This is a genomic window from Mucilaginibacter sp. OK268, from assembly GCF_900103125.1.
In the GTDB taxonomy this organism is placed as follows: Bacteria; Bacteroidota; Bacteroidia; order Sphingobacteriales; family Sphingobacteriaceae; genus Mucilaginibacter.
Genome location: NZ_FNJV01000007.1, coordinates 369,237 through 381,988, shown reverse-complemented (window position 1 = coordinate 381,988; position 12,752 = coordinate 369,237). Strand labels below are relative to the sequence as shown.

The 12,752-nt window shown below is 42.3% G+C and carries 10 protein-coding genes and 1 other RNA gene; 7 read left to right on the top strand and 4 right to left on the bottom strand.

The genetic code is table 11. The annotated features are described in order from the left end of the window. Positions 1-246: 246 nt before the first annotated feature. Both BLR84_RS21750 and BLR84_RS21745 read right to left on the bottom strand, forming a co-directional pair. On the bottom strand, positions 247-828 hold the full coding sequence (locus BLR84_RS21750) for a nitroreductase family protein (RefSeq protein WP_090472333.1): 582 nt from the start codon (positions 826-828) through the stop codon (positions 247-249). Positions 829-1,015: 187 nt separating this feature from the next. Further along, positions 1,016-3,448: an alpha-ketoacid dehydrogenase subunit alpha/beta gene (locus BLR84_RS21745; protein WP_090472330.1), complete on the bottom strand. Its 2,433-nt coding sequence runs from the start codon at positions 3,446-3,448 to the stop codon at positions 1,016-1,018. A gap of 158 nt (positions 3,449-3,606) precedes the next feature. Here BLR84_RS21745 and BLR84_RS21740 point away from each other — a divergent pair, with 158 nt between their 5' ends. Together BLR84_RS21740 and BLR84_RS21735 are read left to right on the top strand one after the other, a co-directional pair. Continuing rightward, positions 3,607-4,005 (top strand): DUF1573 domain-containing protein, encoded by a 399-nt coding sequence (locus tag BLR84_RS21740; protein WP_076370587.1) that lies wholly within the window; start codon positions 3,607-3,609, stop codon positions 4,003-4,005. Positions 4,006-4,141: 136 nt separating this feature from the next. Then, positions 4,142-5,368: a pyridoxal phosphate-dependent aminotransferase gene (locus BLR84_RS21735; RefSeq protein WP_090472328.1), complete on the top strand. Its 1,227-nt coding sequence runs from the start codon at positions 4,142-4,144 to the stop codon at positions 5,366-5,368. A gap of 105 nt (positions 5,369-5,473) precedes the next feature. On the opposite strand, the gene BLR84_RS21730 is transcribed toward BLR84_RS21735, so the two are convergent. Further along, complete coding sequence (locus tag BLR84_RS21730) at positions 5,474-6,394, bottom strand: NADP-dependent oxidoreductase (RefSeq protein WP_090472327.1); 921 nt, start codon at positions 6,392-6,394, stop codon at positions 5,474-5,476. Positions 6,395-6,671: 277 nt separating this feature from the next. Here BLR84_RS21730 and BLR84_RS21725 point away from each other — a divergent pair, with 277 nt between their 5' ends. Both BLR84_RS21725 and BLR84_RS21720 read left to right on the top strand, forming a co-directional pair. After that, the gene (locus tag BLR84_RS21725; protein ID WP_090472326.1) at positions 6,672-9,071 is read left to right on the top strand and encodes an ABC transporter permease; all 2,400 of its coding nucleotides are present in this window, start codon (positions 6,672-6,674) and stop codon (positions 9,069-9,071) included. A 114-nt stretch (positions 9,072-9,185) separates the two neighbouring features. Then, the gene (locus BLR84_RS21720) at positions 9,186-9,677 is read left to right on the top strand and encodes a cupin domain-containing protein (protein ID WP_090472324.1); all 492 of its coding nucleotides are present in this window, start codon (positions 9,186-9,188) and stop codon (positions 9,675-9,677) included. 66 nt (positions 9,678-9,743) lie between these two features. Here the strand turns inward: BLR84_RS21720 and BLR84_RS21715 are convergent, their stop codons facing one another. Then, on the bottom strand, positions 9,744-10,496 hold the full coding sequence (locus BLR84_RS21715) for an SDR family NAD(P)-dependent oxidoreductase (protein ID WP_090472322.1): 753 nt from the start codon (positions 10,494-10,496) through the stop codon (positions 9,744-9,746). 109 nt (positions 10,497-10,605) lie between these two features. Between BLR84_RS21715 and BLR84_RS21710 the strand changes: the two genes are divergently transcribed. The 3 genes from BLR84_RS21710 to ssrA all read left to right on the top strand — a co-directional run bounded on the left by BLR84_RS21710 (position 10,606) and on the right by ssrA (position 12,593). After that, on the top strand, positions 10,606-10,968 hold the full coding sequence (locus BLR84_RS21710; protein WP_090472320.1) for a winged helix-turn-helix transcriptional regulator: 363 nt from the start codon (positions 10,606-10,608) through the stop codon (positions 10,966-10,968). Positions 10,969-11,074: 106 nt separating this feature from the next. Further along, a complete protein-coding gene (locus BLR84_RS21705; protein WP_090472318.1) occupies positions 11,075-12,136 on the top strand; it encodes an acyltransferase in 1,062 nt (353 codons plus the stop codon). Positions 12,137-12,224: 88 nt separating this feature from the next. Continuing rightward, positions 12,225-12,593, top strand: a transfer-messenger RNA (tmRNA) gene (gene ssrA / locus BLR84_RS21700). Positions 12,594-12,752 lie beyond the last annotated feature (159 nt).

The following is a 12,752-nucleotide window of genomic DNA, read 5'->3' as shown; positions in this document are numbered from 1 at the left end:
TAAGAAATAAAATCATCCATCGAATCTTCGCTGTTATTAAAAACCAAGTACCTTACCAAAAGCATTTGTTTGTATCATAGAAATCGCAATGACATGGTCGTTTGTGTTTTCTAATCTCCGTCACTGCAGAGTCTTCCTTTGCGGGGACGGAGTCAAAAAAGGATGTCATGCTGAGCCTGTCGAAGCATGGTGGGCAGGCTTCTGCGCGCGCCCTTCGACAGGCTCAGGGTGACACCCAATATGGCTTTATTTAACCCAGTTAATCTTTTCCTCAAGCGGAGTGTTTCTTCGGCCTTCGGGATATTGATCGGCGTAGCCCAGGTACAGTACACCAAGCACATTATCTTCTTCGCGTAGTTGTAAAAACTCCTTCATACCTGGTTTTAAAATAGCACCACCGGTGCTCCAGAAGGAGGCAGCGTTAAGGGCTGTAGCGCCAAGCAATATGTTTTGGATGGCGCTTGATACTGCCGCAATCTCTTCAAAGGGAGGTATTTTTGGCAGATCGCCACGTTTCATGGTTACGATAATCACGTGTGAAACCTTATCGCCCTGGTGTTGCAGATTACTGTAGGTAAGCTCATTAAAGCTTTCAGCATCAACGCCTTGTTTGTATATTTCGGCATGTTCCCGGCAAAAATCAGCAGGGTTTTCGTATACGATGAAACGCCATGGCTCGGTATAACCATGCGTTGGCGCCCAGTCGGCCAGTTCCAATAAAGCAGCTACCTGCTCATTGGGTATTTTTTGTCCGTTCATGGCAGCCGGCTTTACAGAACGGCGTGTTTTAATGATGTTTGATATAGTGGTGAATGTTGTTGAATTCATGATGTGTGTATAGAATGGCCGCAAACTTAAATATTTAAGCGCAAACTTGAATGGAGGGGATGAAAAAAGCGTCATTGCGAGGTACGAAGCAATAACCTCACCCAACCCTCTCCAATGGAGAGGGCTTTAAAATACTTTTTTTTAAGAGTCTCCCCCCTTTGGGGGAGATTTAGAGAGGGTTCACTAATTAAAATATCGCGGGATATTTAGCGGGATTGGCTTCGTTCATCATGGCATAAACCGCTTCGATCACATCATCAACAGATGGTTTGCTGAAATAATCGCCGTCGGAACCATAAGGCGGACGATGTTCTTTAGCCGTTAACGTTCTGGGCTGTGCATCAAGGGAGTAGTAACCGTTTTCGGTTTCCACTATCTTTTGAACAATATAGGCTGAAGCAGCTCCCGGTACATCTTCGTCGATTACCAATAATTTGCTGGTCTTTTTTAAAGAAGTACCACAAACATTGTCAATATCAAAAGGATACAGTGTTTGCGGGTCTATAATTTCGATATGAATACCCATTTTGTCAAGCTCAACCGCAGCTTCCTGCACGATACGCAAGGTTGACCCGTAGGAAACAACAGTGATATCGCCACCTTCTTTCAGTATCTCGGCCTTACCCAACGGAACGGTAAATTCACCCACGTTTTCAGGAAGCTTTTCCTTTAAGCGGTATCCGTTCAAACTTTCGATCACAATAGCAGGCTCATCCCCTCTTAGCAGCGTGTTATACAAACCTGCAGCCTGGGTCATGTTGCGGGGTACGCAAAGATGAAAACCACGCATCGAGTTCACGATCAATCCCATTGGCGATCCTGAATGCCAGATTCCTTCGAGCCTGTGGCCACGTGTGCGGATGATCAGCGGTGCTTTTTGGCCGCCTTTGGTACGATAGCTTAAGCTGGCTATATCGTCGCACAAAACGGTCATGGCGTATATGAGGTAATCCAGGTATTGGATCTCGGCAATAGGGCGTAAACCACGCATAGCCAAACCCATTCCCTGCCCTATAATGGTAGTTTCACGGATGCCTGTATCGGTAATCCGCAGATCGCCGTATTTGCTTTGCAAACCGGCAAATCCCTGGTTAACATCTCCAATAGCGCCTACATCTTCACCAAAGGCTACAATACTTTTATCCCGGTCAAAATTGGCATCGAAACAGGCATTCAAGATCTCGCGGCCATCTAACAGGCGTGCATCTTCACTATATATAACAGGCACAACAGGCACATTTAAAGGAGATTGTGGTGTTCCTGAAAATAATTTAGAGTTAAAGCGTTCGTTATTTTTGATGGTCTCGGCGCTTAGCCAGTTTAGCAATACTTGTCTTTCGGCTACCGTTTCATGTACGGTAAGTCGTAAGGCTTTGCGCACAGAGCCAACGGTATCTTTCCTGCCGGCATCATAGCTTGAACGCAATGCCGAAGCGATCTCAGCCAGCTCTTCCTGAGCGGCAACATTATAGGCCAGGTTATCAATTAAACGGGCGGTTTCTTCCAGCTCGTTTTTGATGATATCGCCCAGTTCGGCTGCTGCTTCGCGCTGACACTCCCGTACATATTTTTTGGCTTCTGTTTCCAGTTCGTCAAGTTCCGTTTCAGTAGCAATAGCCGAAGAGATCATCCACTCGCGCATTTTCAGCAGGCAATCGTGCTCCTCTTCCCAAGTCAGGCGATCTTTTGATTTATAACGCTCATGTGAGCCCGAGGTAGAGTGGCCTTGCGGTTGCGTCATCTCTACCACGTGTATCAATACGGGTACATGCTGCTCGCGGCAGATGGTAATGGCACGTTCGTAAGTTTCGCAAAGGGCGATATAATCCCAGCCCCTTACTTTAAATATCTCATAGCCATTGGAGCCGTTTTCGCGCTGAAAACCTTTCAGTATCTCAGAAATATCTTCTTTAGTAGTTTGTAGTTTTGCCGGAACGGAGATAGCATAGGCATCGTCCCAAACCGAAATGGCCATGGGCACCTGCAGCACACCTGCCGCGTTAAAGGTTTCAAAAAACAAGCCTTCGGATGTGGAGCCATTGCCTATGGTTCCAAAGGCAACCTCGTTACCGCCCACAGAAAACTGTTTCAGGTATTCCAGCTCTTTATTCTGGCGATATAATTTTGAAGCGTAAGCCAAACCAAGTAAACGGGGCATATGACCGCCGGTTGTTGAAATATCTGATGAGCAGTTCATGGTTTCGGCCTGGTTAACCCAGCTGCCATCGGCATTAACAAAACGAGTGGCATAGTGACAATTCATTTGCCTGCCGCCAGATGCGGGATCCTTTTCAATATCGGGGTTGGCATAAAGCTGGGCAAAAAACTCTTTGAGGTTGCTCATGCCGGTAGCAAACATAAAAGTTTGATCGCGGTAATATCCGGCGCGCCAGTCGCCCGCGCGGAAAGCTTTGGCCATGGCTAACTGGGCAACTTCCTTACCATCACCAAAAATGCCAAACTTTGCTTTACCCGTTAAAACCTCTCTCCTGCCTATTAAACTTGCCTGGCGACTTTCGTAACCAATACGATAATCGTCAATCACAATTTTCTTGAAATCATCAAAACTCAGTTCTGCAGTATTAAATTTACTGGTTGCACGTAAGGTAGATTCGGGCATATATAATTTCGTTTAGACGGTAAAATTATAAAATTCTATTCTGTATTTTGCATACTGACAATAAAACATGGAGTTTAACTAATAGTTTTTAATTTGGGTTAAACCTTATATATTTGTTTTACGTTAAACCTTATATATTTGTATTAATCAAACAACATATGAAACAGATACTAATGATTTGCGCAGTAGTTTTAGGTTTTGCCTTTACTGCATCGGCACAGGATAGCCAAAAAGCTGAGTTTAAATTCAATGAAGAAAAACACGACTTTGGCAAAATACCTCAGGGTACTCCTGTAACCACCGTTTTTGAATTTACCAACGTTGGTAAAGAGCCTCTTATTTTGACAGAAGTAAGACCAACTTGCGGTTGTACTATTGCCGATTACACCAAAACTCCTGTAAAAGGTGGTGAAAAAGGTACCATCAAGATTACTTATAATGCTGCTGCTGCTGCACCTTTCAACAAAACCATTGTTGTAAAATCAAATGCAGTTACGCCAGAAAAGTATCTGAACATTATTGGTGAGGTTGTGGCCAAACCAGCGTCGAGCAAATAAGCAAAGAAAGTTGCCGATGACGCCCCTTGCTGAACAAGGGGATTAAAAAATATTAAAAAAAAGACCCTTTTCAAGGGTCTTTTTTCGTTTAAGGAAGTATACAACAACAATACTTTCTTTTTTATTAATTTTGCACATGCCAAAAATATCTCATAAAGGGCAGCGAATGCCCGCATCGCCTATACGTAAGCTAACACCTTATGCTGATAAAGCTAAGCTGGATGGTAAAAAAGTTTACCACCTGAACATTGGCCAGCCCGATATTGAAACTCCCGAAGGCATGCTGAATGCCATTAAAAATATTGATTTTAAGGTTTGGGCCTATACCCCGTCTGAAGGTACACTCACCTACCGCCAAAAGCTTACAGAGTATTATAACAAGCTGGGTTACAACATTACGCCCGACAATATTATTGTAACTACCGGTGGTTCTGAAGCCATTACCATATCCATGATGGCCTGCCTTGACCCCGGTGATGAGGTAATTATCCCGGAGCCTTTTTATGCCAATTACAACGGCTTTGCCAGCCAGAGCGATATTGTGGTGAAACCGATACTTTCCTTCATCGATAATGGTTTCGCTCTGCCCCCTATCAGCGAGTTTGAAAAACTGATAACTGATAAAACCAAGGCTATTATCATCTGTAATCCCAACAATCCTACAGGTTATTTATACTCCAAAGAGGAACTGGACGCCTTGAAAGAACTCGCTCTGAAATATGATCTGTACCTATTTTCAGACGAAGCGTACCGGGAGTTTTGCTATGACGGCCGCACCTTTATTTCGCCCATGCACCTGGATGGACTGGACGAAAATGTGATCGTGATGGATACTGTAAGCAAACGTTACAGTGCCTGCGGCGCTCGTTTGGGTTGCCTGATCACCAAAAACAAAGCGGTTTTAACTGCTGGTTTAAAATTTGCCCAGGCCCGCCTGAGCGCTGGTATGGTTGAACAAATTGCCGGTACTGCCGCCGTTGATACCCCAGACAGCTATTTTGAAGCCGTAAATAAAGAATATACAAGTCGACGGGATACCCTGGTGAGTGCATTGAACAAAATAGATGGCGTTTACTGCCCTAATCCGGGTGGTGCTTTTTATGTGGTAGCCAAATTACCCATTGATAATGCCGACAAATTTTGCCAATGGATGCTGGAAACTTTCAGCTATAATAACCAAACGGTGATGATGGCGCCTGCAACCGGTTTTTACAGTAGCCCCGGAGCCGGATTTAACGAGGTACGCATGGCTTACGTGTTAAAAAATGAAGATCTGCAAAACGCGATGATCTGTCTGGAAGAAGCCCTGAAAGTTTACCCCGGCCGTGTGGTGAATAGTGAACAACTTGCCGAAAGCAGATAAAAACATATCCAGCTTGAATAAAACAAGAAAGCCCGGCTTAAAGGCTGGGCTTTTTTGTTTTATGAACTATACGTGAGCTAAATCTTAAAATTAGGCCCAGAATTATTAACTTACCTGTAAGACCACTTTTCCATTAAGTCCCCCTGCAGAAACCAGGTCCTGTGCTTCAGCAGCAGCTTCCAGGTTCAATACTTTGACTATCTGCGGAGTAATTTTATTTTCCTCTACCAGTTTTTTACCAAATACTAATTTTTCAAGTTTGGGCGCAGAATTGATGAACTCGGCAGTGATACCATATTTTTCAGCTTCTTCATTTGAAGTGGGCATAACAATACTGATTAATTTACCGCCCTTTTTTACCACCGCGTATGATTTCTGTAGCGTTTCACCTCCTACTCCGTCTACAACCAGGTCAACATCATGCACTAATTTGCTAAAGTCTTGTGATTTATAGTCGATCGCCTCGTCGGCACCTAATAATTTAATGAGATCCGTACCCTTTGCCGAAGCTGTGCCAATTACATAAGCACCCAATGCTTTAGCTAATTGAACCAGTGCGATACCAACAGCACCCGCGGCTCCATGAATCAATACTTTTTGACCAGCTTGCAGATCTGCGCCCTCTATCAGTACGCTATACGCGGTATTCAACGGAACAGCCAGGGCCGCAGCTTCATTCAGACTAACATTATCCGGGGTCAAAGAAACATTTTTTTCATCCATCACGATATATTCAGCGTAGGTACCGCCAAATGTGGTGGCGAATACCTTATCCCCTTTTTTTAACCGGCTTACATTTTCTCCGGTCTCCTCTACCGTTCCTGAGAAATCAGTACCGGGGATGAAGGGAATCGGAATTGGTATAAATTGCTGCATTGCACCCGAGCGAATTTTCATATCAAACGGATTAATAGTTGTAGCCGCTATTTTAATCAGCACCTGGCCTGCTGCTGGTGTAGGCTTAGCTATATTTTCTATTTTCAAAACGGAAGAATCTCCGTATCCTGTCATTTGAATTGCTTTCATATTTTTTATAGTTAGTTATATACAAATGTAACTGGTAGCATTCATGCAATATCTCTTACAGGTAAATAAAAATAAACCAAAATGTTTTTAAATAATACAATAATTTTTATGCCCAGTCTATCCGTTTTTGATACACAACAAGTAATATTCCGTCCGTTTCTGATACAACACAGCGTCATAAAAATTACTTAAATTACTAAAGATCAACTATTTAAAAATATGGCATGTATTTTAAAGCATCATTTTAGTTTTCCTAATCCATTAGAGCATTAAACCGATGATAAAGAACTATTTTAAAATAGCCTGGCGCAACATCTGGAAAAATAAAGCTTTCTCAGCCATTAACATTATAGGCCTGGCTGTGGGCATGGCTGCATTTATGGTCATTATAATGTTTGTTGCCTATGAAAAGAGCTTTGATAATTTTCATACCAAAAACATTTATCGTTTAAATGAAGTGCAGACGGTTGGTCAGGAAGGGACTACACAAAAGGTTGCTTTATCCATGTTTCCGATGGGGCAGGCCTTAAAAATGAAGTATCCGGAAATAAAAAATTTCACGAAGATAAAGTGGAATGAAAAATACCAGATGACCTATAACAACGAGCGCATGTTTTTGCCACAAGCATTTGCTGTCGACTCTACCTTTTTCCAGATCTTTGATTTTAAACTGATCAGTGGCGATAAAAAAACTGCGCTCAGTAAGCCCAATAGTATCTTACTTACCGAAAAAACGGCCAAAAAATTATTTGGTGATGCCAATCCTATCGGGAAAACCGTAACCCATTATGGTAGCGATACCGTTTTATTTGCCGTTACCGGTGTGCTGGCTGATGTGCCCCAAAACTCACAATTACAATTTGATGCCCTGTTCTCATTCAGCAGTATTTATAAACCATGGATGTTCAAAAATTGGGGAGGTAACTGGTTAAACACCTACCTTGAACTTGCACCCGGCACTAACCAGGCACTGTTGGAAAAGAAATTCCCGGCCTTTATTACAGAGCATCTGGGCAAAGATGGTACCAAATATATGAAGCTGTTTCTTCTGCCTTTGAAGGACGTACATGCCAACTCTGCCGATATTGGTTTGGATTATATCAACTATCAGAAATTCGATAAAAAATCGACCAATCTATTTGCCATTATCGCGTTGATTGTGCTGATTATAGCTTGTGTTAACTTCATTAATCTTTCAACTGCTCGCTCGGCCGAAAGGGCTAAGGAAGTAGGCATCCGCAAATCTATAGGCGCGCATCGCTTTCAATTGGCTTTTCAATTTTTGGGAGAAACCGTGCTGATCTCGTTTATCGCATTAGTTTTTGCCATTGGCCTGGTTGAACTGGCCTTGCCATATATTAATAATCTGAGCGACAGAAGTATAAATTTCAATGTATTTGGCAGTCTTGGCGCCATATCCTTTGTATTCGGAGGCACTGTGCTTATCGGTCTCCTATCTGGCATTTACCCCTCCATTTATTTATCTTCGTTTCAGGCAGCCAAGGTTTTAAAGGGCTCTGTACAAGTTGGGAAAGATAAAGGATTGCTCAGGAACATTTTAGTTGTTACCCAATTTAGCAGTGCTATTTTTTTGATGATAGCCACGGTATTTGTATTAAGACAGTTAAGGTTTATGCAAAAGCAGGATCCTGGGTACAATCGTGAGCAGATCGTCAACATACCGTTAGACAGGATCACTACCAAAAAATACGAACTTTTCAAGAATGAGTTATTAAACAGTACGCTGGTATCGGGCGTAACAGCCTCACAGGATATTTTAGGAAGCCATTTAGATCAAACAGGGGTGTCATTCAAACCGGCCGATGGGCCAAAGCAGGACTTTGGCACAACCCTATTGGTAGTAGATGATAATTATCTTGATCTGTATAAAATAAAACTGGCTGCCGGTAATAATTTCTCTACTGATAAAAAACTCAACGGGAGGGAATATATTGTTAATGAAGCCCTGGCAAAATCGTTATTAAAAGATCATCCCAAAGCCCCCTTATCTTCATTAATAGGCTTACAGTTTGGCTTTGATTCATTAGGCACAATAAAAGGTGTTGCCAAAAACTTCAATTTCAACTCCCTGCAATACAAAATTGAACCCATGTTTATGGTATGCGCGCATGCCTGGGATTTTAGAAACATTTCTGTTAAGATCAATGGCAGCAATACTGCTGCCGCTATAGCATTTATCAAATCAAAATGGGATAGTTTATATCCTGATTATCCGTTTGAATACCAATTTCTGGACGATCATTTCAACGAGGTTTACAAAGCCGACAACCAGGTAAGCCAGATAGTCGGTATCCTTGCCGGGTTGGCTATTTTCATTTCCTGTTTGGGTTTATTTGGCCTGGCATCACATTCCGCCGAAAAAAGAGTGAAAGAGATCGGGGTACGAAAAGTATTGGGTGCATCCGTACAACGCATTGTGTTATTACTTTCGGGTAATTTCCTGAAACTGGTTTTATTAGCCAACCTCATTGCATGGCCGGTAGCCTGGTTCATTATGGACTGGTGGCTATCCAGATTTGCTTACCGCATCAGCGTCACCTGGATAACTTTTGTTATTATAGCGTTTATATCTGTGTTAATAGCCCTGATTACCATAAGTTTCCAATCTATCAAAGCAGCAATTGCAAGTCCGGTAAAAAGTTTAAGGAGCGAATAATCAGCATTTGTTCTATTACGTTATACACATCTGGGGAAAAACATTATACAGATTATCTAACACTTTAAAAACAAGTAGGATATATTTAAAGTAATTACATTAAACCTATTTGTGATGATAGACCATATATTAACTGTAAACGAAGATCAGGGCCAAAACCTTTCTGTAGTGGGGGATGCTTATCGCATCCTAATTTCGGGTAAACAAACCGAAGGTGCTTATGCTGTTATAGATATGCTTGTGCCACCGGGAGGCGGTCCGGGGCCGCACGCACATGCAGATATCCAGGAATTATTTTATGTAGTGGATGGTGAAATTGAATTTAAGACCGAAGCTGGTAAATACACCGCAAAAAAGGGCGCTTTTGTAAATGTGCCCAAGGGCGGTCAAGTACATTGTTTTAAGAATACCAGTACTCAAGTAGCCCACATGTTATGTACTGTTATCCCCGCCGGTCTGGATGCTTTTTTTGAAGAAATAGGAGTTCCGGTTGCTGCAGGTACATTTTTACCGCCACCGGTTTTGAATCATGATGATATAATCAGGTTAACCCAGGCAGCAGAAAAACATGGTCAAAAGCTATATCCTCCGGATTATCTGGATTGAAAAATTTATTAAAAAGCCACTAACATGTAGATAGTGGCTTTTTCGATTCCAACCTTCTTATAGAGATTAGAAAGCATAATGACGCATCCCGCCATCAACAATATTAACGGTACCAGTAATGTACTTAGCACGTAGCGATACCAGGAAGGCAGCCATATTAGCTATATCCTGCGGTTCACCAAAATCACCCAGGGGTATTTCACGGGCGGCAAATTCCTTTCGTGCTTCAGCAGTAAATATGCGGCGTACATTCGCCGTATCCAAGAGGCCAGGCTGCAGGCAGTTGATCCTGATACCATGCTTACCCAATTGCCCTGCCATCTGTTTCGACCACATCACTATGCTTGCTTTGGCAACCGCCGAAACATTCACGCTGCGCAGCTCATAAGTACTGGTAATGTTTAAGATGGAACCCTGCTTACGCTCTATAAAATGAGGCAACAATTGTTGTGTCAATTGCCGATGACGATCAAAATCCATCGTCATCGACTCGTTCCAGGCCTCATCCGCCCCGATAACATCCAGCGGTTGACTCCGACCGGTATTGTTGACCAGGATATCAACCTGCCCCAGGTTTAATAAAGCTGCTGCTGCGATTTTCTGAGGTGCCTCAGGTGCAACAAAGTCCTGTATATATATAACCGGTTCCACGCCCCCTACAGCTACCACTTCTTCCTGAAGGCTCTTCAATAATTCCTCATTTCTGGCGGTGGCCAATACTTTTACACCTTCTAGGGCCAATTCTTTTGCAATTGCCCGCCCAAGTCCCTGGCTGGCGCCGGTCACAACCGCTGTTTTTCCTTTTAAATACAGATCCATAATTTTATATTATTATTTTTTGTCAAAAATTTCTTTGGCAAAATTATCTGGCAACATTAAATTTACACGGTATACCATTAATTGTACGGTACTAACAAAAAAGTAACTAATGGCAGGCAGAAAGCAAAGCTCAACCTATACCCGTAATGAAATATGCATTATTGACTGTGACCTTACCTATGCTGTTCATAAGCTTGGGGGCCAGTGGAAATTATTGATACTGGACAAGTTGGGCAAAAAGAAAATGAGGTTTAACGAGATAAAAAAAGAGTTTTCTTACATATCCGAACGCATGCTAACCCAACAATTGCGGGCTTTGGAAGAGGACGGTTTGGTGAAACGAACCGTTTTTGCCGAAGTGCCGCCAAGGGTAGAATATGAGCTCACTGAAATGGCATTTGAACTGGGGCCTATCCTGAAACAACTAAGCGACTGGGGTGGCAAACAGCGGAGCCCAATAAAGAAAGACTAATTTCGTTCATATCACCCTTCATTTTATAATTGCTGTTTTTATATTTACCTGAATTAATAAAGAATAATGCGCCAAGCGCCTAAACCCGATATTGCAGTTCCGACAGATGAAATTTAACCAGGATGGCGCACAGGATACGCCGCAAAACATAACCTGGATAAATAACTTACGACTAATAGCCATGTTTGCCGTAGTGGTATTGCACACGGCCTCCCCTTTGCTTTTTTACCATAAGGGAGTTACTACTCAGGACTGGCTAGTTGCGGATATTTACAATGCATTGGTACGTTTTGCCGTACCGGTTTTTGTGATGATAACCGGCGCTTTATTGCTTCACCGCGATTATGAATTAGGCAGTTTTTTAAAGAAAAGGCTTGGCAGGCTTATACTACCTTTCTTTTTCTGGAGCACCGTTTATGTACTTTACAGATGCTATAATGAGGAGTTTATCTTTACAGACAGCATCTGGACAAACACTAAACTGATCTTACTCCAGTTTCAAACAGGTGCGTATTATCATCTCTGGTATGTTTATTTACTAATAGGCTTGTACTTGTTTATACCCATCATTGGCAAATTTGTAAAGCAGGCTTCAGAAAAAGAATTGTTATACTTTCTGGCCATCTGGTTTTTAACAGTATTGGTAAGCAAGCCCTATTTAAGCAGCTTCGATACAGCTATTGATCTCCATAATTTCAGCGGGTATATGGGATACCTGGTGCTAGGCTATTACCTGGCTTATAAAAAATTCCATATCCGCGGTTCAGTTTATATCGCAGCTGCATCTTTTGTTGTAACCACATTAATCATTGTTGCGGGTACTCATTTCCTGCTGTTAAAGAACCATGAACTGAGCACTTTTTTTTATGAACCGATAAGCCCATTTATCATTTTGCTTTCGGCGAGCGCATTTTTGACGGCCAAACATACCAAGGTCAAACTAAGTCCTGCTTTGAATAAAGTAGCTCAAAATGCCGGGAAATTCACCCTGGGGATCTATTTCAGCCATGCGTTAATACTAACTCTTTTTGACCTGGCAGAAATTAATTACGCCCTTTTTAATCCGATACTAAGTATCCCCGTTATAGCTTTGTCATGTTTTTTACTAACGTGGCTTTTAGTTTATGTAATGAGTAAAATACCCTTCATAAAACACCTTGTTGGATAGATGAGGTTCGTTAACTGCAAACTATTTTCTGTATATTTGTACCCTTAACTGCAAACTGCCCACCGGCAAATGCAACTCTAATAAAGATGGGGTCGACCGGAATTGACAGGATGGAGATAAGTAAGTAAGCATGCAGCGCGTTGGGTGAATTAGCGCTTAAATCTGAACGCTCAAACTTACAAATGGCGAAAATAACTACGCCTTAGCTGCTTAATTTAGAATTAACTAGCTTTTGTCCCGCCGGTTTTCCGTTCTGTTGAATCGGCAATCGGGGCATCGAAAAACGGAACTGGCCAGCTTAATGGTGTGCATAGCAGGCGAGATAAAGCACCTAAGGAAGACGGTACAGGTAAGCGACTGACCTTCCCCTTCCCTACAATTAAACAGAAGCTAAGCATGTAGAAAGCTTACCTTATACCATGTTTGGACGAGGGTTCGAATCCCTCCGGCTCCACTGAAAAGACCTTCGCAAGAAGGTCTTTTTTTCGTAAAAGTGCATTTCCAGCGTTTTTTGAGGGTTTTTAAAAAAATTGCCTATCAGATTTAATCAGCCTTTTTCAAGTATAAAGGCTACCAAAAAGGCTACCATTTGATTTTTAAAAAGTGGTAGCCTCGA

What these genes read in the sequence shown, in the direction of transcription:
- BLR84_RS21750 (WP_090472333.1), bottom strand. Translation starts at nt 828, where the DNA reads ATGAATTCAACAACATTCACCACTATATCAAACATCATTAAAACACGC.
- BLR84_RS21745 (WP_090472330.1), bottom strand. Translation starts at nt 3,448, where the DNA reads ATGCCCGAATCTACCTTACGTGCAACCAGTAAATTTAATACTGCAGAA.
- BLR84_RS21740 (WP_076370587.1), top strand. Translation starts at nt 3,607, where the DNA reads ATGAAACAGATACTAATGATTTGCGCAGTAGTTTTAGGTTTTGCCTTT.
- BLR84_RS21735 (WP_090472328.1), top strand. Translation starts at nt 4,142, where the DNA reads ATGCCAAAAATATCTCATAAAGGGCAGCGAATGCCCGCATCGCCTATA.
- BLR84_RS21730 (WP_090472327.1), bottom strand. Translation starts at nt 6,394, where the DNA reads ATGAAAGCAATTCAAATGACAGGATACGGAGATTCTTCCGTTTTGAAA.
- BLR84_RS21725 (WP_090472326.1), top strand. Translation starts at nt 6,672, where the DNA reads ATGATAAAGAACTATTTTAAAATAGCCTGGCGCAACATCTGGAAAAAT.
- BLR84_RS21720 (WP_090472324.1), top strand. Translation starts at nt 9,186, where the DNA reads ATGATAGACCATATATTAACTGTAAACGAAGATCAGGGCCAAAACCTT.
- BLR84_RS21715 (WP_090472322.1), bottom strand. Translation starts at nt 10,496, where the DNA reads ATGGATCTGTATTTAAAAGGAAAAACAGCGGTTGTGACCGGCGCCAGC.
- BLR84_RS21710 (WP_090472320.1), top strand. Translation starts at nt 10,606, where the DNA reads ATGGCAGGCAGAAAGCAAAGCTCAACCTATACCCGTAATGAAATATGC.
- BLR84_RS21705 (WP_090472318.1), top strand. Translation starts at nt 11,075, where the DNA reads ATGAAATTTAACCAGGATGGCGCACAGGATACGCCGCAAAACATAACC.